At 44.7% G+C, this 23,811-nt stretch carries 19 protein-coding genes; 10 read left to right on the forward strand and 9 right to left on the reverse strand.

Annotated features, from left to right (window positions below; all coding sequences use genetic code 11):
- Positions 1-365: 365 nt before the first annotated feature.
- From BM107_RS03990 to BM107_RS04000, 3 genes are read left to right on the forward strand one after another with little or no spacing between them, the layout of a single operon-like run.
- Positions 366-1,010 carry a Crp/Fnr family transcriptional regulator gene (locus BM107_RS03990; RefSeq protein WP_090980514.1) on the forward strand — a complete coding sequence of 215 codons (645 nt, stop codon included), beginning with the start codon at positions 366-368 and terminating at the stop codon, positions 1,008-1,010.
- 8 nt (positions 1,011-1,018) lie between these two features.
- Positions 1,019-2,425: a hypothetical protein gene (locus BM107_RS03995; protein WP_090980516.1), complete on the forward strand. Its 1,407-nt coding sequence runs from the start codon at positions 1,019-1,021 to the stop codon at positions 2,423-2,425.
- Between the two features lies 1 nt (position 2,426).
- Complete coding sequence (locus BM107_RS04000) at positions 2,427-2,744, forward strand: hypothetical protein (protein ID WP_090980518.1); 318 nt, start codon at positions 2,427-2,429, stop codon at positions 2,742-2,744.
- Between the two features lie 325 nt (positions 2,745-3,069).
- Here BM107_RS04000 and BM107_RS04005 read toward each other — a convergent pair whose 3' ends face one another.
- The 4 genes from BM107_RS04005 to BM107_RS04020 form a co-directional block, all read right to left on the reverse strand.
- The gene (locus BM107_RS04005) at positions 3,070-4,467 is read right to left on the reverse strand and encodes a PQQ-binding-like beta-propeller repeat protein (RefSeq protein ID WP_090980520.1); all 1,398 of its coding nucleotides are present in this window, start codon (positions 4,465-4,467) and stop codon (positions 3,070-3,072) included.
- Between the two features lie 199 nt (positions 4,468-4,666).
- Complete coding sequence (locus BM107_RS04010; RefSeq protein WP_090980719.1) at positions 4,667-4,933, reverse strand: helix-turn-helix domain-containing protein; 267 nt, start codon at positions 4,931-4,933, stop codon at positions 4,667-4,669.
- 244 nt (positions 4,934-5,177) lie between these two features.
- Positions 5,178-7,229, reverse strand: coding sequence for a TlpA family protein disulfide reductase (locus BM107_RS04015; RefSeq protein ID WP_208864327.1), 2,052 nt, complete (start codon positions 7,227-7,229; stop codon positions 5,178-5,180).
- A 469-nt stretch (positions 7,230-7,698) separates the two neighbouring features.
- The gene (locus BM107_RS04020) at positions 7,699-8,844 is read right to left on the reverse strand and encodes a hypothetical protein (RefSeq protein WP_090980524.1); all 1,146 of its coding nucleotides are present in this window, start codon (positions 8,842-8,844) and stop codon (positions 7,699-7,701) included.
- A gap of 275 nt (positions 8,845-9,119) precedes the next feature.
- On the opposite strand from BM107_RS04020, the gene BM107_RS04025 reads away from it, so the two are divergent.
- Together BM107_RS04025 and BM107_RS04030 are read left to right on the forward strand one after the other, a co-directional pair.
- Positions 9,120-10,211: a sensor histidine kinase gene (locus BM107_RS04025; protein WP_139222267.1), complete on the forward strand. Its 1,092-nt coding sequence runs from the start codon at positions 9,120-9,122 to the stop codon at positions 10,209-10,211.
- Complete coding sequence (locus BM107_RS04030; RefSeq protein ID WP_090980529.1) at positions 10,208-10,945, forward strand: LytR/AlgR family response regulator transcription factor; 738 nt, start codon at positions 10,208-10,210, stop codon at positions 10,943-10,945. Before BM107_RS04025 ends, BM107_RS04030 begins: the two co-directional genes overlap by 4 nt.
- Here the strand turns inward: BM107_RS04030 and BM107_RS04035 are convergent.
- Complete coding sequence (locus tag BM107_RS04035; protein WP_090980531.1) at positions 10,942-13,959, reverse strand: lantibiotic dehydratase; 3,018 nt, start codon at positions 13,957-13,959, stop codon at positions 10,942-10,944. The genes BM107_RS04030 and BM107_RS04035 overlap by 4 nt on opposite strands.
- Positions 13,960-14,048: 89 nt before the next feature.
- Here BM107_RS04035 and BM107_RS04040 point away from each other — a divergent pair, with 89 nt between their 5' ends.
- Both BM107_RS04040 and BM107_RS04045 read left to right on the forward strand, forming a co-directional pair.
- Positions 14,049-14,528, forward strand: coding sequence for a MauE/DoxX family redox-associated membrane protein (locus BM107_RS04040; RefSeq protein WP_090980533.1), 480 nt, complete (start codon positions 14,049-14,051; stop codon positions 14,526-14,528).
- 62 nt (positions 14,529-14,590) lie between these two features.
- On the forward strand, positions 14,591-14,839 hold the full coding sequence (locus BM107_RS04045; RefSeq protein ID WP_262987371.1) for a DUF6520 family protein: 249 nt from the start codon (positions 14,591-14,593) through the stop codon (positions 14,837-14,839).
- 54 nt (positions 14,840-14,893) lie between these two features.
- Here the strand turns inward: BM107_RS04045 and BM107_RS04050 are convergent, their stop codons facing one another.
- From BM107_RS04050 to BM107_RS04065, 4 genes are read right to left on the reverse strand one after another with little or no spacing between them, the layout of a single operon-like run.
- Entirely contained in the window at positions 14,894-16,264 is a 1,371-nt protein-coding gene (locus BM107_RS04050; RefSeq protein WP_090980537.1) for a RagB/SusD family nutrient uptake outer membrane protein, read from the reverse strand.
- A 26-nt stretch (positions 16,265-16,290) separates the two neighbouring features.
- Positions 16,291-19,512 (reverse strand): SusC/RagA family TonB-linked outer membrane protein, encoded by a 3,222-nt coding sequence (locus tag BM107_RS04055; protein ID WP_090980539.1) that lies wholly within the window; start codon positions 19,510-19,512, stop codon positions 16,291-16,293.
- Entirely contained in the window at positions 19,513-20,883 is a 1,371-nt protein-coding gene (locus tag BM107_RS04060) for a TlpA family protein disulfide reductase (RefSeq protein WP_090980541.1), read from the reverse strand. It abuts the gene before it with no gap.
- A 54-nt stretch (positions 20,884-20,937) separates the two neighbouring features.
- On the reverse strand, positions 20,938-21,225 hold the full coding sequence (locus tag BM107_RS04065; RefSeq protein WP_090980543.1) for a hypothetical protein: 288 nt from the start codon (positions 21,223-21,225) through the stop codon (positions 20,938-20,940).
- A 268-nt stretch (positions 21,226-21,493) separates the two neighbouring features.
- Between BM107_RS04065 and BM107_RS25170 the strand changes: the two genes are divergently transcribed.
- From BM107_RS25170 to BM107_RS04075, 3 genes are all read left to right on the forward strand, one after another.
- On the forward strand, positions 21,494-21,619 hold the full coding sequence (locus BM107_RS25170; protein ID WP_262987372.1) for a hypothetical protein: 126 nt from the start codon (positions 21,494-21,496) through the stop codon (positions 21,617-21,619).
- A 550-nt stretch (positions 21,620-22,169) separates the two neighbouring features.
- Positions 22,170-22,724 (forward strand): hypothetical protein, encoded by a 555-nt coding sequence (locus BM107_RS04070; RefSeq protein ID WP_090980545.1) that lies wholly within the window; start codon positions 22,170-22,172, stop codon positions 22,722-22,724.
- A 448-nt stretch (positions 22,725-23,172) separates the two neighbouring features.
- Positions 23,173-23,541, forward strand: a complete 369-nt coding sequence (locus BM107_RS04075) for a hypothetical protein (protein WP_139222269.1) — start codon at positions 23,173-23,175, stop codon at positions 23,539-23,541.
- The last annotated feature ends 270 nt before the right edge of the window (positions 23,542-23,811 follow it).

A 23,811-nucleotide genomic window follows, 5' to 3' on the forward strand; every position in this document is an offset into this window, starting at 1 on the left:
TTGGCTGCTACATGATGAGAGACCATAGCGAAAACAATTTTTGTAAGGCACCACCTTCAGGAACCAATGGCAACCTTTTCAGAGATACAGGAGTTGCGGTTAAGGAATTGTCTCATGCATCCGTGAAATCGCGTCTTTACAAGCGCTGAATGCAAAAGCACAAAAACAGACACAGCCAAACTTGTCGATTTAAAATAGTTCATACATAAAGAAATTATGAATGCATCATCCAGACAACACTACATCTTTGAATAGTCACACAACAAATGCAAATAAATTACGTTTACAAACTATATCCTTCCGACAGGACACTATTAAACAGGTAAACGTGCCGAAAAGTTGATTTGTGACACAATCGACCAGTCATGCAAACAAAACCTACCGAAGAAGCCGATTTGCTCGAAACATTGAGCTTTATCGTGCCCCTTCCTGCGCCCCTACAATACCGGGTAAACCAGGAGGCCATTACCGAAACATTTAACCGCAAACACCTGCTGCTCCGTCCCGGTGAAACCGCCAGGCGACTATACTTCATCAGAAGTGGTTTCCTTCGCGCATTTTTCATCGATGAGAACGGGAAGGCCTGTACCACCTGGTTCATGGGAAAGGGAGACCTCATGATCTCCGTATATAGCTTCTTTACCCAACAACCGGCCCATGAGTATATCGAAGTCCTTCAGGATTGCAAACTGCAGTCCATCAGCTGGCAACAGCTAAATGCCTACTATGCTGATTTTGCCCAGGGCAACCTGCTAGGGAGGATTGTCATGCAAAAATATTACATCATGAGCGAAGAGCGGGCAATTTTCCTGCGTACCCAGATCCCCAAACTACGCTACGAAAAGTTGCTGGAGTACCATCCCGATATCGAACAGCAGACCAGCCAGATCAACATCGCCTCCTACCTTGGCATCAGCCGCGAAACATTAAGCCGGATCAAACGTGAAAAGCTCCAAAGATACCGTCAGGCACAAAATTCAAAAAATTTAAACCCTGTTTATAACATATAATCAACGCTATGAACGCACACATCAAACTTTCAATCATCATTATTTTCCTGATATCAGCATGCCGCAAGGAGCCTGTAGACAAAAATAATTCAACATCAAACCAGAGCCATAACCTTTCACTCACGCTAACAGACGCAAAGCAGTTTATCAACCAGTTAGCAACAGACAGTAGTACGGCTCTTGCGAAGATCAAGATCGACTGGGAACTGGCAACAACCACTACAGTACGCGATGGAAATAAGTGGACGATCTCACTTCCGGGACAGCCGATTTATCAAGGCTACAAACAGGGCTATCGCGAACTGGTCATCTTAAGAAATAACGAAACCCAACAGCCTGAAGCAAAAATATTGGAAATTATCCCAGATGCCATTTACCTGCAAAAAAACCATACAGCGAGCACTTCGGATTTTACCGGAAGGGTCTTCGAATATGACCTCAACTACAAATTGACGGGTGGAAGACTGTACAGTGATGGAAAAGCAATAGGAAGAATCCAGCAATTTAGCAGCGCCCAACAGTCCCGGGAACCCGGTCAAGGCCTAAAAGACCTCAACCCATTTAGCGGTACACAGGGAAAAACCATGAGAATGATGGCTATCGAAACCTGTATCTGGATGCAAGACAGCTATACCGATGCCAATGGTGATTTCACCGTACATTCTTTCCAGGTCTGCTCAACCACATACTTTGATGATGGCGGTGGTGGTGGATATTATGATGGTGTCGGCTCCGGGAACTCTGGTTCAAGTTCAGGAGGTGGCGGAGGAACAACCGGTACATCATCCCCCCCAACCCCATCTAACCTACCTGGAGAGGAAAAAAACGCCGTCAGTCCAAGGGAAATGATGGAATGTTTCTCCAACATCCCCAGCGCAAATGCAGCCTTCGTAGTGAGGGTCTATGTTGTAGAACCTCTGCCAGGAACCTCATTCAATGTAGGCGCCAATAGTTTTGGCCATGTAGCGATATCATTAAGCAAAACCAGTGGACAAACATCCATTACTCAAACAGTAGGTTTCTATCCCACAGGCACTGGATTAGAGAAGCTATCTTCAAAATCACAAATCATTGATAACGGTGATATGGAATATAACATGAGTGCAACATATTATGTAACCGCTGAAAGTTTTCAAAAAGTTATCGACTTTGTAAGTAACCCATCAAAAAATTACCATTTCACCGATTATAATTGTACCGCTTTCGTGTATGGAGCAGGGCAGGTAGGCGGCATTCCTATGCCAGACCCCACCACACAAATTGGATTGGCGGGACCAGGAGGAGCAGGTTTTGCTAAAACACCCGCAGGAATGGCAAGTGCTTTGCGGGAACAAAAAGCAAAAAATCCTAACTTAGATATAAATGAGGGAGGTGGCCGCGTTCCCGGAAGCCACGGACCTTGTAACATAAAATAATATGAAAACGAAAACTAAAATTTGGATCATCGTTGTCCTGTCGACTATTGCTATCAGCAACTTACCCCCAATAAATTATTTCTTGCAAGAAAGTTATAGCTATCAAAATAGGGATGGCACCTTTTCCTACACGGAACAACCAGGTAAAGGGATGGATTACAAAGTAGGGTTAATAAGATTTGAACGTTTTCAAAAACTACACCCGGAAAAGAATCATGCCCTTTACCGGAATTTTACACTTAAACCGTGGAGATTTTGGGAATGGTGGCAGATGATAATGCATTATGAAAGATTTAATCTTCCTTATATTCATCGGTAAGCAAACACTGGTTATTAATAGCATTATAGTGCAACGATTCTAAGTCGATCATTCATTGTTATTGCATACTACTCAATAAAAGAGCCGGCAAAGTTAATTGCTCATTTCCATTCAGAGAATTGAGAACTCCTAAGTTCAGCATGGAATATTAAAGATCTTTGATTTACCCCTGGCAAACCATTCAATACCAGTTAGCAACCTGGACTGATACATTTTGATGGGTTTGTTACTTATCGAATCAAGTCCATTTGTTTGTGAACTAGGGCAGCACACAATAAATAAATGCTATATCTTACTGGTCAGTCAATACAAATCCGGACTCTATTTATTCCATGGCTGACATGGCGCTTTTTGAGACAGGATAATACGTTTTTTTATTCTTGATGACTACTGGTGAGTTAATCACCTCGAAAACAGTATTAATATCCTTAACCATTTTTCCTGTTGTTGTATCATAAACTATTGTATGGGTGAGGAAAGGTTTAACCGGCACGTAAATCCTGTCGTTTGCTAAGGTAAAAAGGCGGTTAAATTCCGATTGAATAGACCAGATGACATTTCCATTGTTTTTATCCAGTTTGGTTAGCTGCGCTAAAGTGCAGAAATATATACCGTTCTCATCTGACTGTATAGAGGTAATATCCTCGTAGGTGGCAATGGCTTTTTTCCAAACTAGTGCACCCGTCGTTACATCCACGGCATGTAGGTGATGCACCTGCTCCGATAAGCCGGATATATTGCTACAGACTGGAATATAGATCCTGTTGCCAAATATGGCGATAGCAGAAGAATTTTCTATATTGAGGGAAGAGCCTGTAAAGGTGTACCGCCATTTGATAGTACCACTGCTCGCATTAAAGGCATAGAGTGATCCGGGCATATTGCTACTGCTGCTGCTCAGGGCATAAACGACTCCATTCCTGATCGCAAGAGAAGAAAACAATCCTTCGGCTGAAGTGGCAGACCATTTCTGGGTACCAGTTTTGATATCGATGGCCATTAGTTTTTGTGCTGAAGAGATATAGGCAATTCCCTTAGATACGATCACCTCCCTGACAACAAAGGTATAGGGAACCGTCCATAGTAAGTTTCCATTTCTGGAATCAACAGCATGGGTTTTAAGGTAGGTGCTGAAAAACAAAATACCGTTTGCGTAAGTAATTGCTCTGCCGTCGTTGATGACATAAGGAAAGTTTTGCCACAGTTTGCTACCATCCTTCAGAGAAATGGCATAAAGCGTGCTACCGTCATTCACAAAAGCGGTATCATTGCTTACAGCTGGAGTTACCGACATTTGCGGCAGTGAACGCCAGGCCTTCTGTCCGTCAATGTTATAACTGGCCAGGCCCAGGTTTCTCCCAAACAGCAACAGCTGTTCTTGAAAGGGAAAAACAGTAAAGTTAGTAGCACTTTTTGCGCCTTTGGGATCAGTGGCGATCACTTTACCCTGATAGGTTTCTCCTGCAAGCAAATCGCTAATGGTAAAGCTTGTCTTTATGATATTTTGGGCCACTAAACGGCCATTTAACTCCACCGAATAGCTCACAGCATCGCCATCAGGATCGACTGCAGGCTCCCAGGTCAGTTCGGCAGACGTTTCGCCACGATAAGTCACACTGACCTCAAAATCAAAGGGTGTTAAGTTCAGGCTGTCATCAATTTTTTTACAGGATAGCAATCCAACCAGTAAAAGACACAGCAAGAGAGCGCTAGGAACTTTCATTAATACAGAATTTTTACGAAGATAAGATTTTCTGAGAATAAATACCCAGGATCGGGTGACCTAACAAAAGGTTATTAATGAGTTGGTTGAGTTGAAGAACTTTTCAATCGATCTTAATTTCTGTGATTTCCTTAAGACTTACCATAACATTCACGTTATTTTAGTCATGAGGTGCTATGATGTCATTTATCGTATGCCATCACTTCACAGATCCATCAAATCCCTCCCCAAAAAACTCTGCAAGCGTAATATCCAATGCAGAGAGTACTTTAAGCAAGGATGAGAAATACAGATCCTCCCCATTCTCATAACGCCAAAGCTGCGTACGGTTAAGATCGTGTTTAAACGCAAATTTTTCATAGTTCCGTTCCCCTTTCGCCTCCCTAATGGACCGAATCCTCGCACCAACCAATTTCAAAATTTCCTTAATATTCTCGCTATCCTCTTCGTTTTTGGCTTTACTCATAATGTAAAGTAAACCAAAATGATGCCCGAGAGGTACTCTTAAAAAGAAACACCTTATTAGATACATCTTATCAGTAACAGAATGCCCATTAACAGCATTCATTGCCAGCACCAGGCGAAAGGCTGGGCGGTCCCTAAAAAAAATAGATGTAGTTGTATTTAAAGTCTGGATGAACCTCATTATCACCTCAACAAAATCACTCAAAAGGAGCTTTTTGGGAATCTCTGACGTTCCGCTATAACCCTTACAAAGCCTTCTTAATGTTGGACACGGTTACATCTAAATTGGAAGGTGATCCGGGTTTGTTACTAATGATTGTTCCAGACCGGTCAACGAGTATATAAGTCGGGAAAGATGTCACACCCAATTCCCGCTCGAGCATCGCCTGTTGCTCATTCGGCAGCCGATGGTGAACAACGTTATCACCTATCAGATTATATTCACTTATAATATTTTTCCAGGTTTCTTCCGGGGACCTATTGGCCAGGTAAAGGTAAACAACGTCTTTGGAGTTCACTTTAGACTTCAGGCTATTGGCAAATTTTAAGTCTTTCCTGCAGGGACTGCACCAGGTACCCCAAAAGTCCATGTACACCACCTTACCCTGATAAGGCTTGAGCAGGTCTTTCAATAGTTGTTTGGCATTTTTGCTGTCCTGCAAAGGCTTCACATGATCCGCAATAAAACTTTTGTTCTGATTGCCCAAGACCTGGTAATGGGCCTGCAGTTGCTGAATGTTATGGACCAGGAACGGATTATGCACATTTTCCATAAAAAACATGTCTGCCTGCCTTGATAGCGGTCTCCTCAATACTTCAAACCAATAATGATACCTATTGGTTATCCAAAGTTCTTTCAGATTCGGATTGATAAGCAGGACATCTACCGTTGAAAAATCCAAAAAAGACTTTTCAGACTGCAGAACCTCTGCAGTTTTTCTGATCAGCTCCAGTGAATTCAGGTCAGCGGAGCGCTTATCAAGCTGCGCGTATATGGTTTCCTTATGGGGAGAGGAATCCAGTTTCCTGAGCAACACGTCAATTTCAGAAATTTGCGAAGCTATATCCGGAGTGAGTTTATGATCATCTTTTAAGCGCTGCCCAATATCTTTAAAGAGTACTGAACCGGAAGCGCCATTCCCTGATAGATATTTTAGATAGTCGTTTAAAAAGAGGCCAAAATAACGCGTTAACATGTAATCCAGATCATTACCTAAACTGAAATTATCATTAACAAATTTTAAATATTGCTCCTCAAGTTTAGGGTTCTGTCTTCCTGAAATATCAAACCGATGTTGCATCAGGTTGAATGCGAAATCATATTTTTCCTCTTTTTGTTTGTAAGTGACAAATTTAGAGGACAAGGTCCTGTGCGACTGGATATAGGATCCCAGATGGGCATTCCTCTTGTTGAAAATTTCTTTACACTTTTCAAGATAGTCCATATCCCCCAAATTCGCACCCAAAGATCTATCCAAGCTCACGGTAGACTCTGGATAGGCGTTTAACTCGTTATTGATCCTGGCATTGCGGCCCATGAACAGCACCTGTTTTGATCTCTGCAGATTGCCCTGGTAGGAACCATCAGTCTTTTGCGGGACATAATCATTAACATCCAAAATTAACAGCAACGTATCACCCGGCTCTGCAACTGCTTTGATCCTTGCCCGCTTCCAGTCAAGATAAAGTTCCTGTGCATTCATTACCGGGAAGGTTATCTTAAAACGTCCCAGCTTATCAAAATCAGCATAATATTTTACATCCTCTCCTTTAATGAAGTCGTATAGTGAAACTTCGAACGGCGCACGGAAAAAGCGGTCGACAAATCCTTTCAGCCCCGCATCCAAATTCCGGTAATAACCGATGACCGTAACCGAATCAACCTTGAAATCGGGCCTTTGAAAAGAGGAAGTATCCTGGATTTTATACTCGGGATATTTGCTTTTCATTAGAACAAAACGTGAATTTGACCCGCCCTTTTCCAGAACCGTCATCTCTCCGCGCGAATTAACTTGTAATTTCAACTCCTTTGGGCCTGCCTGATCCTCGAAGAAGATCTTATAAACCCCACCGCCATTGTCGATTACACGTTCATAATTGATAAACCTATTTTGGTAGATGGCAAAATCTTCAAAAAAGCCGTATTCGAAGTTATTGTTTACCGCATTGATCCAATTGCCCATCAGCGCCTTGGGCAATATTACGCTATCCCTTCTAAAGGGCAAAAAGGATGATATAAAAAATATCGCCAGTATAGCAATGAAAATTGCGAAAGTAAATTTTAACAGGAACTTCAAAGGATGAGATGGATTAATCGATAACGTTTATAAAAATAATAATTTCCGGAGAAAAAAAGAATTTAAATCGATTTAGTAATCAGATAGCATGCCCACAATTTATTTGGGAAGAGCGCGTTGGCAGACTATCCGGACACTTGCAGTACTTGATTAGACAGATCCACCATTTGTTTTGCCACTGGTGATAACTCAAACCCTTCCATAAGAAACGTGGCTTCATCTACATAAAGAAACATCTAATTAGATACACCTTATTAGAAACAAAATACATATCTTTATGACACAAGCATTAAAAGTGACATGGAAATCCACGAATTATTACAGACCCCTATCAACAAGCTCGGATTCAGTCCCGGTTTTTGCAGCGTCTGTGCAGCAATGAATTTCACGAAGCTAATTGATATCACTGCTATTTCGCCCGACGAACTGATCAATAAGAAAGGCTTTAGCTATGGCTGGCTGGGAGAACTCAGCGGCTACTTAGATAAGAAAGGGTTATTGCATTTACTGCAAAAACCACAGGAAAAAAATTACGGTTAATCCGCTGAACCATGCGTTGTAAAAGGTCCCGCACGCGGGCGGCAGTATGTTGATCGATACTATAAAATTCCTTACTCAGACTGCCGGGAGAAATCACCGCCTGTCTTTTACTCTGGTAATGACCAGCAATACTTTTGAAGATGAATTGAAGATTCTGCGTGGCGAAAACACTTTCTTCATACAATAACCTGATCAGGCAGGAAAGGTGAGCGACTGACGTATCCAGCGGAATCTTGGGAACTGCCACTTGATCTTTATTTTCCAAAGATTTCTCTGCCATCATAATCTCTTCCTGCAGCCACTCCGTTATCATGGTCTTTATGGAAGGCCAGGCCGGATCATAAACCCAATTTTTTACTTCAGGGGATGACATCATTAAGGCTTTCTGGTAAATTAAATAATCAAGCCTTTCCGCTTTGTCACCAAGGTATTCAGCAGAATTCCGGATACTATCCTGGAGGTAAACCAAAAAAGAAAGATGATTGAAATTCGAACTTACCAGTAACAAAACCAGCGAAGTCTCCGCATCTGTCAATAGACCATCGACTTCTGATAGCTGATTAATGATATACCCAAAGTAATGTAAGGAACGAAAGCTAAACCCCTTTGTCCCGATATGTTCAGATACCAGGTAGAACCACCTGGAAAGGCAGGCTGTTAATGCAGGATCAATGCCACCTGATTCCAGTCGTTCTTGAATTGCACTGATATTTTCGCTAAGTCGAGAAACCAGTCTTTGGTGATACATTACAGGGGCAACTGCATCCTCATTGAAATATTTGAAACAGTATTTCCGCAGATGATCAATCAGCGCTAAAAGTTCCTTTTGCGGACCTAAATAACGTTCCGGATTTGGAGAAAGAGATAATCGACTGGAGATATTCGATATAATCTCAATGTGATAATGAAAATAACGCACCAGGCTGCTCTCTGGCATATTGGAAAACAATACCTCCTCCCATGCTTGATAAATTTGCCCAAACCGAATTTTGAGATCAGTTTGGGCTGTTGTATTGCTATCTGAATATGATTCAATTAATATTTTTTCGATATCCTGCAATTCATTCTTAAGCATAGCAAGGGGATTACCTGGTGCGTCATAGACTCTTCTTTTAATTGAAAATATGGGTACTTGAAATGATTGTGTTTGTCACCGTAGTTGGATCAGTATTTAATCGTTTGCCCACCATTTTCGAAGATTGATAATTTGCAAAAATTTGTGTGTTTTTTAGCGGAAGTTTTTTTGATTTCATCATAATTTTAATTTTTAATAGTAATTTAAGTGTCTATGTATTAATTATATATTTTATTACAGATTCAAGCGAATTTAAGTGTGAAACATCAATTGTCATGATAGATCTGATAAGTTCAAAATTCAGTAAGCAGAGTGAAAGACCAATCCAAATACATACCACCTTTTGGATACTTTTTATAGCGTACGAATTATTGGTAGTATATTATCACATTGGATCCCTCGAAAGACCTCTGGTATACATCGTCTTTTATACCATAAATATTGCCTTTTTCTATGCATGCCTCAATTTGTTAAATTATACGCTAGAAGGCGAAAAGGTTAACTACCTTGTAAGTATCGCCAAATATTTTGCTCTGCTTTTTTTTTTCTTGACGATAAAAGCCATTGCCGATCAACTTTTAGGAAAACCTGAACCTGCCTTAAATGATCCTTACATCTATATAAGGCAGTTTCTCCCACGGAATTTAGCACGTGCAGTATATTTTACCTTATTGGCCATATTTTATTGTTCAGCGAAGTATGTTACGGAGTATAAAAGAAAAGCTTCAGAAGCTGAAAAAAGACAATTGATTATCGAAAAAGAGAATGCAAAGTTAGAGACCCAACTTACCAAATCTCAAAATGCCTACCTGCAACAACAGATCAATCCGCACATGCTTTTCAATGCACTCAACTTCGTATACAACAGCACACAGCAATACTCCGAAGATGCAGCCCATTGCATCTGGCTACTGTCAGAGATCATGCGGTTCAGCCTCGAAGAAGCAGGTCCGGATGGAAAAATAAACTTGAGCAGGGAAATCGAACAGATCGAAAATCTTATAGCGATTAACCGCTACCGCTTTAAAGAGCCTCTGTACATCAGTGTAGAAATCGGAAACGATTTGGACGACCATCAGATCATTCCACTGATCTTACTCACCCTCACAGAAAATATATTTAAACACGGGAATTTAACCGATCCCAATTCGGCTGCCTCGCTCAAACTGTTTACTGATGACAGCGGAAAATTGACTTTCCAAAGCCTTAATTTGAAAAAATCAAAGAACGGACATACACGTCAGCGAAAAGCACTCGGTCTCCAAAACATCAGGCTCCGACTGGATTCCTTTTACCGGGACAACTACACCCTTCAGATCAACGAAGCCGGTGAATTTTACGAACTCACTTTAACCTTACAATTATGAACTTAAACTGTTATATCATAGACGACGAATACCATTCGATCGAGGTACTCGATAAATATGTTAATCAAACCCCTGGGCTAAACCTTGTTGGCAGTTCCACAAACCCATTGCTCGCCCTTGAAGAACTGTGCCACGTCCCCACCCCGGACGTTATCCTGTTAGATGTCGACATGCCCCAATTGAATGGCCTGGATGTTGCGGACCTCATCGGTTCAGCCTCCAACATTATTTTTACCACCTCCTACAGGGAGTACGCACCTGAGGCATTTGAAAAAGATGCGGTGGATTACCTGCTTAAGCCTATCCATTACACCAGGTTTCTGAAGGCTGTAACCAAAGTCCGTTCCAACCTCAGTTGTCAGACCGATCCGATTGCCCCTAATTCTTTCTTTTTTGTGAAAAGCAATATCAAAGGAAAATTCAACCGCATCACCATCGCGGATATCCGTTATATCGAAAACATAGGCAACTATATCATTATTCATATGAATGGCGAACCAGTAACCACTTACCTCACCCTGGCAGAAATCCTGACCAAACTGCCTGCCGATAATTTCTCCAGGATACACCAATCTTTTATCGTTAACCATGCCCTTATTCAATCCTTAGAATATGGCCAGCTCAGGCTAGCAGGTGGAGAGACCATCCCCATCGGCGTTACTTACCGTTCCGCCTTCCGTGAAAAGGTCCAACCGGACTTACTGATCAGCAAAAGAGATCGCGGCAATACTTAATTAACAGATTTTTCGCGGACCAAAGATGAACGCAAATACTTTTGCAGGCAATAATAAACCAGCAACTCCTGCTGTCTTTGTTTAACCGAAAAAGCCCGGTTCATCTGCATATGTACCAAATCAGCCAACAGCTGCATCTTCTTTTCAAAGGTGTATTTTCCGGTAAGCGTATTCAAAACAGCCATTTGCTTCAAAACCGGAGAAAGATGTTTGGCCAGGTCCTCATTTCCCACCAAATCCGCTATGGCTAACCTATTCTTTCTGTATTGCTCATCCATTGACACCCTAAGCCTTTTATCTGCCCTGAACTCTGACATAAACCGATCCCTGACCTTTGAGCTATAATCAAGCGCATCTGCACGATAAGGGAAGAAACAACCGATCATACCATTGGCGGTAAATAGGGCCACATCAAACCCGCTAAACGGAAGGCTTTTGTTTTCCCTGAGCTTTAGCATCAAAACGGCAAAACGGCTTCCGGCACCAAAAAGCCTTTCCACCTGCGGGATCAGATCAGTGCCATAACGTTCTATTTCCCTCCGGTAAGTGTCCCCCTGAAAATCCCGGATCAGTTTATCATGCCCGGACGATTCAATCTTCTTGCGCAAGGCCACCAGCAAACCGCCCAGGTCAGCTTCATCCGCCTGTATACGCAGGCGCAGATGATAACCGTGATCATGATAACGGATAAAAAACCAATTTTTGATCTGCTTTGCATGACGCTTAACAAACGGAGCAACAATTTTGATCAGTATCTCATCCGAAGCCCGCGGAATACAAAAAATTTTAAGGTACAGCCAATCGCTCCCCATCAGAAAATCACGTTGCGTATCACCACCAGCAAGCAAACCATCCGCTTTCGCAGCCTTAAACACCTGCTGATCATGCGCCAGAAAAGCAACCATCTGTCCCGCAACCGGTTTCCTGCCCGAAATCACAGAACGGTCAGGCCATAAATATTCCTGAACCGTAATCCGCTTTAAACCCCGGATGCACCCCAGAAAAAATTTTGCCTCGGTTATATCAGCCAGGTCAAAAACCAACTGCTGGTCGGTCGCCCCCAACGCGATGTGGCGGGGTAAGTGGTGCCTGCTCCGAAAACGATCGAGGGCACCCCTGCGATCAGGCTCATCCCCTGAAAGCAAAGGCGCAAAATCAGCCTCCTTGAAATTCCATTTGGCCAGGCAGAGGATTACTTTTCCATAACAGACCCGCGGATAAAAAGCCAGGCCCGGAAAAAAACTTTCCAGACTAAAAGAAAGCCCGGCCTGTATCCCCTGATATTGCAGATCACAGAGCAGCCTGAACACCGGCGAATGGTTGTTCCTGAAATTATAAGCAGTAGCCAGACGGGGAATGACCCTTCTTTTCAGTTTAGCTGATTCCAGGATCAGCTCCTCCCCTTGCAGCGAAAGCAAAAGATCGCCCGGAAAAATGAGTTTTTCATCCCGTTGTGCGGGAAAGACATTAAGTGGTATCTCATAAGGATAGATCGGACTGCGCCGGTTGATATTATCCACATGCAGATCAGAGAGCTGGGCAATATCCGCGAAAAGAACACCAGGATTTGCGGCAGACTCCCGATCAGCCAGCGCCTTGCAAAAATCATGCACCGGATCACTAAAACAGGAAAACCTTCCGATCAGCGAAGTGGCTGTCACCCCGCCCGAACTCTCCAGGATCAGGTGCTCACCCGTTGAACGGTACATCAGCGCCTGCGTTTGCGGCAAAGGCAAAACTGCTTTATGCTGCTTCTCCAGTTCGGTGACATCCGCCTCAGTGATCTGCAGCGGCGCCCAGGGATCTCGGAGGTTATCCCCAACCCACATCCTGAACACCAACTGCTGGACAGCACGCCAGCCAAGCGTACTATCTGGATCCTCAGGTTCAGGAAAGGAAATATTTTCGAGTATATCCGGTTCAGGCATCACCGGGTCCATATCCCCGTAATGCAATCCCCCGTCAGGATCCAGCGCCAGCAACAGCGGCACTTTAGCCTGATCAAAGCGGCTACGGAAGTCACGGATAAAACGCGACAGATCAGCAGGTCGTTCCGAATTTGACAACAACTGTAATATCCGTACAGCCTTCAATAGTTCACCCTGCTCAGTGCAGTCCCGTCCTCCCCCCATGCTTGACCGTTCCAGCGCCGCATAATAACGCTGACCGGTAAAAATGCTATGATCACCAGGAAGACTGCTCATCTTCCCCGCCAGCGCCGAAAGCGAAAGTGCTTCCGACAACGATAACCTCCCATGCTGTTCCCAGAAATCATTCCACGCTGGAAATCCAGGCAGGTTTTCCACCACCTCATCACCAATCACACTGCCCTGTGCAGCATCAAAAACCGCACCGGCATCAAGTAAAAACTGTATATATTCCTCCGCTTCCTCAACCGGACATTCCGCATGCCGCATCATCCAGTCGCATAACGCACCTCTCGAAACACCGCCTGACCACAAAAACGAAAACAACTGCACATTAAACCTCGCGGCAGCTATTCCCTCCAGCGCAAAGCTGAACCGTCCCTTATCATCCGGTAACGATTTGGTATAGCGGAACACATCATTGAACCGGTACAATGCAGGATTGACGATTAACCTATCCGAAAGACCAGCCCCTGCTTTTTTCTTTAATTGACTTAACAAACCCTGGTCCGGCAGCAGATGAAGTACCGACTCCAAACTACCGGCCAGCCTGACCTGACTGCCACTGCCCCACTCAAGCAACGTGAAAGAAGAAAAGCTGCCAAATGGAGTCGGCCTAAAACACATCCGGTTATAATACTTGTACAGCGTATGCCTTTCCCTGTCAGAAAGCCGATCGAAATCAAACCCCTTTTTCTCCAGTACGGTATAAAACTCCATACTGGCCAAAAAAACGGCATTCCGGAAAGCCTGTTCCTGCAGCACCTCCGGCAGGCGCGAAAGGTCATAACCCGCAAAGCTATAATAAGGTGCCCTTAAGAACAACTCCGGTAAAAACCGGTAAACCATCGGCTCACTTTCATTCATTTCTTCATCGCTTAAAAGGGTATACTACCCAACTCATACTGTTTTGACTTTTCTATTCCCCGTTAATTTGTTTCATCAACCCGTTCACCATGAAAGCAATTTTCAAAACCTTCGTTCCCTCACTGCTCGTCCTGCTGTTTACCTATGCTGCGCTCAGCAAGCTTTTTACCTTTTCAGCATTCGACCAGCAGTTGCACAACCAGTCGTTTCCCGGCTGGCTGGCAGATTTCCTGTTGTATTTTTTGATACCTGCAGAAATCATCACTGCACTCCTGTTATGTTTCGGGCGGACCCTTATAACCGGCCTGCTCTTATCATCAGCCTTTATGTTCGCCTTCACCGCCTACATTGCCATGGTGATGCTGCATTTCTGGGACCGGATCCCATGTTCCTGTGGCGGTATCCTGAACCAAATGGGCTGGACGGCACACCTGATCTTCAACAGCATCTTTCTTATCCTGAGCCTCATCACTTTATATATCCACACAACTGACACCACCGGATTAAAAACATCCGACATCCTCACCAAAGACCAAACAGGGAAAGCCGAAAACCTGCGAAAAGAGTAGGCATCAATTATTCACTAAAGTTTTTCTGAATGTTTTTTGATGTAATAAAGCATTCGTTTCCTATGAAAAGGATCAAATTAAACTTCGCTGCTATGGCATTCCTACTTGGAACAGGCGTAGCAGTAGCATCTACTGCTCAAACAGCCAATGCGAAATGGCATTTTGACGGGAGCAAGTATGTAGAGGTAACCGGCAACTACAGCTGCGAATCATCTGCCGACCAATGTACCCGTACCTATCCTGCAGGTCAAAATCCCAACCTCAATCCTGACGGTTACATTTCTCAGGAGCTTGGCATCTTTGCACAGTAGCAGCTGATCAACCCTTTCAACCAGCAACCGGCATCCCGCCGGTTGCTTTTTTGTTTAGCGCTCATTTTGCACCATTCCACCCGCCACGATCTCTTCCGCCGGAATAGGAAACACATAACGTTTATCTCCGGGGTCCAGGGTATACGCCTGTCCCACAACTGTCCGGATGATGGTTTTTGCAAAACGCGGATCTTTATTCAACCGCTTTAAATCTCCCCAACGCAGTCCCCGGAACACAAGCTCCTTGCGCCTTTCGATCAGGATAATCCGCAATGCCTCATCCGGACTGCCGCTACTAAGCGGCTTGAAACTGCCCTTCATCCAGCGCGTCACCAACAGGGTATTCAATTCTTTCATCGCGCCGGCAACATCGCCCATCCTCGCCAGTGATTCAGCGCGGATGAGGTAAAGCTCATCCACAGCAAGGCCACCGAACAGCTGGAGGCGAAACCCGGTATACCTGCCCTTGAAATAAAACGGGGCAATGTCGGTAAAGTAGATGCTTTTTCTTAAGTCACCGCCCGCATAAAGCTGGTACAGCTCATCGGCAACCGTGGTCCTGGTAGAGGAAGTAAAGCCGTAAGATATGAGCTTATCGTAGAAGATGACCTCCGGGTTATCGGCAGCCGGAGAAGCCGGAAACGGATTCATCGCCGCGGGGCTGATGGTATTATAATCCAGCAGGGAAGCATTTAGCGCCAGCGCAGCTGCCGCATATTGATCCGCCAGTTCATAATTTTCCATGCTCAGGTAAACCCTTGCCAGCAATGCATCCGCCGCCGCCCTCGACGGACGGCTTTTAAACCGCGTCTGCACCGGCAACAGCTGCACTGCCTCCAGCAGATCACCGATTACCTGATCGTACACCTGCTGCACCGAAGCCCTGCCCACCTTTGCATTCACATCAGCAGTGAGGCGCAAAGGTATCCCCATATCCGTCACAGCCGTGGCCTGATCATAGGCCCTGGCAAACAGTTGTACCAGGTTATAAAAAGCAAATGCCCGGTGAAAAAGTGCACTTCCCTTAACCGTATTCTGGTCGGCCAGCGATCCATTACCATCTTTCCTATCCGCAAGCCCATCTAAGATAATATTGGCATAAAAAATCTGTTGATACGGTAGATTCCAGTCTGTACAAGGCTGGTTTTGATAAAGATCTGCAGCCCACAGGTAACTGTTCTTCTGTACTGCCGTGGTAAACCCGGCCACACCTGCGTCGTTGGCATAATAATCATCAGCTGAAATTTCCTGCAGCGCCGGACTGGAATTAAATACCGTCAGGTTATCCATCAGGGCATTAAAATCCTCCAGGGTTGTTGGTATCAGCAGTGCCTTATCAGGCTTTTTGTCCAGAAACTCCTTCTGGCAGGAAAACAATAGCAGGCCTGCAAATAAAAGGCACATGGTTTTCAATAATCTTTTCATGGCAAATTCTGTTAACAGTTAAAATTTTAAAAATCAGCTTTGATCCCTACCGCAACCGTACGTACCTGCAGGTAATCCGCAACCGGATAATCCGGGTCAAAACCTGTTTTGGTTGATTTCCAGAGGATCCCAAGGTTATTGGCATAGAGATGAACCTGCAGCTTACTGAGCGATATCGCACCCAACAGCCTTTTCCCAAAGTCATAAGACAGGCTGATGTCCTGCAGGCGGATATGATCACCCTTTTCTACCGTGGCCGTCGAAAAATTGTAGAAACTGTCCCGGGCTGTATTGATGCCAGCCGGCATCGATGGAACCGTTGTAATTTCTTCATCACCCGGCTTTTGCCACCGCTCACTGTACCGGCCCTGAAGGTAACCCTGTCCGGAAAGGATATTGTTGTAAAAGATCCCCGGCTGCCTGAAATAGTAGCCCAGGCGGTAACTGATATTGGCAGAAAGGGAAAACTGCCCGTAGCTGAACGTATTGCGCAGCGCCCCGTAACTGACCGGCCTCGCCGGACCTGCATAAACCAGGTTATCCACACTTGCCGAAGATAAGAGCTGGTTATAATCTTTACTCACTTTGCCATCAAGATAACCCTGCGGATCACCGTTCTGGGGATCAAGCCCTGCAAAAGCATAACTGTATACCGCATAAAAGGGTCTTCCCTGTAAAGGATATACTTCGCTGTCGGATAACTGCGCGTACCTGCCTGCAGGCTGCCGCAGGGCGTAATCCACCACCTTATCTTTTACATACGTAAAAAAGAAATTCGTCTGCCAAGAAAACCGGCCAACTATATTCCGGCTGTTCAGGCTGATATCAATACCCGAACCACGGGTATTTGCCGTATTGCCCCGGAAGGTAGTGACGCCGGAGGATGGCGCAAATGCAATATCCCCGATCAGGTCCATTCCCCGTTTCAGATAAGGCTCAACCGTACCGCTGATCCGGTTATCCTTTGTGGCAAAATCGATCCCCAGATTGACCATCCGTACCCGCTCCCATCTCAGCTCCGGGTTCGGTGGATTGTTCACCTGCGCATAGGTCGTATTGATGGCATTGCCCGTGAGGTACAGTGCCGTGGTAAAAGCAGAAAGGCTTTTGTTCACATTGCCATTATAACCATAGGTCAGCCTCATTTTTAGATAAGGCAGCCATTCCAGATGATAAAAAGGTTCCTTATTAATGTTCCAGGCCAGCCCGGCTGAATAAAGCGGCACCCCCTGCTGATTCGTTTTCACCCCGAAAAGATTACTCCGGTCCAGCCGGCCACTCGCCGAAAGCGTATACCGGTCCAGAAAGGTATAAGCCGCGTTTGAATAATAGGAAATATTCCGGTCCGTGAGATCAGTCATGCTGTCATAAAACGGAATGGACATCAATGAACCCGTCACGGCATACTGGGGAAACAAAGTCACATAATCTACCCCCAAAGCCGTCGCATGGCTGTCACTATAACCATAAGCCCGGTTGCTGTTTGCCACCGAATGGAAATCACGGATCTCATAACCCGCAATGGCCGTAAGGCTATGTTTATCCATCCACACCCGGTTAAAATTCAGCTGTCCGCGGATACTCTGGCTGGTTGCCGTCAGCTGATCCAGATCCAATACCGAGCCACGCGGAATGGCATAAGCAATCTTACCGCTCGCATCCACAGCCGAATAACTGTTGATCAGGTTCCGCATAAAATAGGTTCTTTCATCCCGAAGGTTCCTCGCATCGGCCATCGTCTGCCCATACTGATACAGCAGCGAAAAAGAAAGATAAGGCCTGATCTTATAACTCGCATTCACATTCAGGCGGTAGTCAATCAGCTTCCTGGTTTTATCCGAAATATAAATTTCCTCCAGCGGTTTATAACCCCAATCCAGCAAGCCCTTCTGCTGCGCCGCCTGGATAAATCCCTGCCGGTAATCATGCGTCATCGCAATTGGATTGCCCGCCTCATCTGCCAGCCGGGCATAGGGATAAAGCGAAACGCCGCTACCCGTATTCAGCCCGATCAAACCGGTACCCGGATTATTGTTCACCGTATGGCTCTGGCTATAATAAAACCCCGTACTGATCTCCAGTTTTTTATTCAGCAAATTCAGCGACTGTCCGCCATTAAAGGTAAAACGGTCCAGGCCGTTCCCAACCAGGTTGTCCTGGTTACGATCGTAACCTCCGGACAGGTTAAAACGCTGCACATCGCTCCCACCGGTAAAACTCAGCGCATACTGCTGGTTAACACTTTTACGGTAAAAATACCGGTCAAAGTCATTGCGCACATCATGCCCCGCCAAAGCAGCAATCTGCTCCTCCGCCTGCGCTGCCGTAATTTTACCGTCCCTCCGGGCAATCAACAGTTCCACCACCGGCGTAAGCGCCGGGTTATTATAACCCGTTTCCGCACTCGCGTAAAAACCCTTGTCAAAAAGCATTTTTTCTACCCCGATAAAATCCGCAGCCGACATCCTCGGCTGATAAAACATATCCGGCTTATCCCCAACCGTTACATTCGCATTAAAGCCTACTTTGACCTTCTGGTTGTAACGCCCCTTTTTCGTGGTAATCACAATCACCCCGTTACCCGCCCGCGAACCCCAGATCGAAGCCGCCGCGGCATCCTTCAACACCGAAATACTCTCCACATCATTAGGGTTGATCGTATTGATATCCCCATCATAAGGAAAATTATCCAGCACAATCAAAGGGCTCGAATTCCCGTAAATCGTATTCTGCCCCCGCACACTGATCAGCCCCGCACCCGCCGAGCGGCCCCTGTTGAACAGCAGGCCCGGTGTCACATCCTCCAGCCGGTCCAGCACCCCCGTACTCACCCTGCGGTTCAGCAGTTTATTGTCTACCTGCACAAAAGAACCCGTTGCCCTTTCTTTCGGAACCGTCTGGTAACCCGTGGACACCACCACCTCGTCCAGCTGCGCCGCCGCAGCCGATAGCGTGACCACCACCGGCCGATCCCCGGATACCTGAATACGGGCCGGAGCGTAACCCAAAAACGACACCAACAGGGTTCCCTTCACCAGGCCCCCCTTTAACACAAAACCCCCGGTCTGATCCGTCAGTACCACCGCATCCGACCCCTCCAGTTTGACCGTAGCCCCCGCAAGCGGCCGCTTACCATCCGCCGAGACCACCTTACCCCTGAATTCCCCCACCGGAGCCTGTGCACCTGCGTCCAAACCGGAACAAAGCCCCAGCGTAACCAAAAAAAGCATCAATATTTTCATCATCATTTAGATTTTTTTAAAGCGTTTACGGATAACCAGCATTTCAACCGACGCCGTTTTTTCGACAAAACGGAGATCATAACGCGCCAGTGCCTTGTTCAGCTCCTCAATACTGGACATATTGGCCGTCAGTTCCAGGTCAACCATCCCCTTATAACCTGTCTGGTCAATCACCGGCAAAGGAATCCCCTGCAGGGGAAGCTGCAACCGTTCTATAAAAACAGAAAGCAAACAGCTGGTCAATCTGGCGCCAAAGCGGTCTAGCGCAACCGCAGGCTGCCCGCCCGAAGTCCTGATTTTATCCATCGCCGAGGTACGCACCAGGGCCAGCGCATTCACCTTCCGGGTCTCCAGGCCCACCTCAACATCCGGGAAAAAGCCCCGCAACTGACCTTGCATCAAAGCATAAGCCCGGTTACTGAAGCCCTCCTCAACCATCAGCTCAAAACAATAAGCCCTTCCCTGCCTCAGCCAGTCCAGAAAATCCGTACCCGCCAAATGAGGCTCCAGTTCCGCCCCCAGACCATCTTCCAGCACCGTCTCCTTTTTCCCCTTTTTATAAGCTAGACGGAACAGTTCGGGCATGGTGAGGTTACGCCCTGTAATGCGCCTCACCCCGGCACCCGACTGCACTTCTACATCTTTATAAATCCCCCGCCCGATATCCGTAATGTAACCCGAAAGCTGCGAACGGAAAAAACCATCACCCCAATCTGAACCCTCAAAAAACAAAGGTTTACCCGTATCATAGCGCATCTGCTCGTCCCTTTTCATCTTCACATCCAAAACATCACCCTCAAGCAAAGCCTTAATATGCTCACGCGACACCGCCTCCATACCCGTAACCGCCTTTAACACCCCATCCGGACCGATCCACACATAGTGCGGCAAAGTCTGGTGCGGAAAAAGCTTAACCAAAACCGTATCCCCCGTCACCATCGGCAGTGAAAAACCCCTGTCCGGCCCCAATCCCTGCTTCCCCTGCTGCAACCTTAACTTTCCATAAAAATCATCCACCACCTTAAAAGACTGATAAGCCACCGGCAGAAACTGCACCCGATCCTTAAACTCCTCCTGCAAAGCTTCCATCTTCGGGATCATCGCCACACAGGGCGAACACCAGGTGGCCCAGAAATCAAGGATCAGCAACTTCCCCCTGAAAGCCGAAAGCGGCAGCGACACCAATCCCTTACCAGCCCCATTCCATCCCGAAACACCACCAATCAACACCTCCGGCACCCGATCCCCAATTTTAATCTCCCCGGAGCCCCCGCTACCAACGATATCAGACACCACCCCCAACTTATTATCCTGCGCATAGCCCCCAAAAAAAGGGCATAGCCATAACAGGAAGCACAATTTCAGCTTCATTTCCATTCATTTAAATCCAAAAAAAACAATTAAAAACCGCCCCAACGGCCAAAGAAAACCCTACCCGCCAACACCCTCAATCCTCCCCGACTCCATCAGTACCTCTACCGCAGCAACCAACCCCACCAGCCCATCAAACAACTCAGCCACCTCCCCCTCACTGGTATCCATATTTAGAAAACCCTTCCTATCATTCAAAGCATAAGCCTGAAACACCGAAAACAAAACCAGCCTCACCCTATCCACACCATAGCTGCCATAAAATAATTCCAGTACCTCCCGGGCGCTTTCCAGGCCCGGCCCCTCAGCGCGATCACCAGATAAAGAATTCAGAAGTAAAGAAGCCATAAATACATAGTTAGAGAGATAAACCCCTGATACAGAAAAAACCAAACACCAGAAGCAAGCGCACAAAAAACAAAAACAGGGCAGGCCGCATATCAAAGAACCTTAAAAATCATTAACCATTCAGGTTCCTGCCTGCCCTGCCACCCCCTACACAGGATTCTTCGGCTTTAAAGCATAAAGCCTGTCAAAACAATACTTGTCAAATAAGCCCATACGCTCCGGTTTATATTTAGTTTAGCAAAAAAAAGGCAAAAACCAGCCCCTCCGCATGAGAACAGGCGGATACGGACACACCGTATTGCGAATCAGGAAAAAGATGCTTACCTTGGGATTGCGAAAAACCATTGTAGTACCCTTGCCTAAAAACAACGGGGCTGGCACCAGGCTAAATTAACCCGCAAGGATCATGTGCGCTCTCCCACATCAACCCCTGCCTATTCGGTTTTTTTATACCTGGCAGTTTCCAGCAAACACTACGATGGAGAACAGATGACGTTCTTTAACAAGAGTTGTAGGGAATACGCTTTGATCACTTCCTCGAAGTGACAAAAGTTGATGGCGGTTAATTGGTTCGTTTTCATAAACGGTAGTTTTATGTAAAACGATGCTAACTCAAAAAAGCAGAAGGAAACCAGATTGGAAAAACCAATAGGGCGAACTCCAATGCTTTTGAGTGTGGTACCGTCAAGAACCTCTCAGACCAAGGTCTGAGTTTCGCAAAAGACTGACATGGAGGTCGCCCTATTGAATATAAGGTATCGCGAAGATAACAAAATTCAATAGATACGGCGAACTCACGGTCGGCTCATGCGAAATTTGACGGTTTTCACTCATGAGAGACATCGTTGAAGCAAGGCTAAACCCTACTCTATTTGTCGCTATAAATAACTGATATCAAATATAGTTAAAAAACAATACAAAAGAAAAAATAATTTAAATTATTTATGATTAAAATAGACCTTTCAAAAGAATATTCGAGAATTTTAAAAAAATACTTGAAGACATTTGAATTGGAGTCTATTGATATTGCATATCTAGTAAAGACAAAAAAGGATGTAATTGACGGAGTGCTAAAAAATGAAAAAAGTGTTGTGTTATATACTTTAGAACAAATTGCTCAGATTTTTAACCTTCGATATTTTGAATTTGGAAATCCTAATTATCCTATTCCTTCCTTTGACTCGTTACCAGAAAAAACCAAGCAACGAATTGCATATCGTAAGAAAGAAGGTCCCGCTAAGGAAATTACATACACATCAAGTGAGATAAATATCTCCATAAGCAAAGTATTGGCAACGTTTAAAGTTGGCGATGAATTTTTAGCAGAGGAAATTGCAAACACCATTAAAGAAAAATATCACTTAACTTATTCAGTTAGTGAAATTATAAACCGTTTCAATAATTCTTTCAAAGGCTCTGTAGAAAAGACTAACAGGAAAGATGAAACAAGGAAAGGACGTGGCCCAAAGCCTGTATATTACAGGTTGGTGAAGATGTAGAAATAAATAAGACAATAATAAGTCGAAGTCATACGTTATTTGATTGAACAGCCGGTCGTCAAAAAGGTATAAACGTTTAAGGTAAATAACCCGGAGCTAATAAACAGGTTAAGGGAGTTTGTAGAAGAGTATGAGAAGAAATAGGGAGTTTGTTTGGGCAGCTGAGTAATTGGCATGGCAGAAACAAGCTCCCCCCTAATGAAAAATGGAGATAATAACTTACTTTGCACTAAAAATCATTACTTGATTCACTTATTTCAGATACTGAGAATGAAAGTCTTAAAATTAAGTTAAAAATTATTATTATAGCAAATATCCCATATTGCATTGAAAGCACTTACTGGCTAAAAGTCCATCATACCAGAAGAAAAGACCTTCATTTGATCTGCTATTAAGGCATTCATGAAAGTCCCACGATCTTAAAAATAAAAAAGCAATAATTCAATTTATGCCCAATCAAATGACCTCTCAATCTCCTATAAGTGAATGGCTTCAAAATCCTTGGAAGGTTACCATTTCTGCACTTTTAACTGCTGTAACTTTTTTTGGAATAGGGTATAGTATAGCAACACATAACTGCGATCAGGATTTTAGAATTCAAAAAATGGAACTTAAGCAAGAATACAATGAAAAGGTTCAAAATATAATGAATGATTGTAAGAATGGAAAAGAGAAAGAACATGTTGAAAATAATCACTCTATGTACATGCTTATACCATATTATAAGTATTCGTTAGTACCAATTCCAACTGATGAAGAATGGTCAATATTAACTGATAAAAATGGTCATATTAAACGCTCAGAAAAAACAAGATAGAAAACAAAATTAATTATTTGTTTAGGTCACTATCGGAGAGATAACGAAGACAAACAATAAAGTTATCTTTTTTATTTATTTAAAGTATTTTTGATGTTAGGGTAATGATTAGGGTGACTTTCTTCTACTGCGATTAAATGAAAGTTTAAAGTAATATATCAGCCTAGCGTCCCATTCTTTTAAGTAGTAATCATGGTTTTACATACTTTATCTTTTTTTAGATTTTAATTTTGGCTAGGGCACTTGGTCATATGTCTTCTAGCTTTTCTG

The organism is Pedobacter suwonensis (assembly GCF_900111825.1).
GTDB classification, from domain to species: domain Bacteria; phylum Bacteroidota; class Bacteroidia; order Sphingobacteriales; family Sphingobacteriaceae; genus Pedobacter; species Pedobacter suwonensis.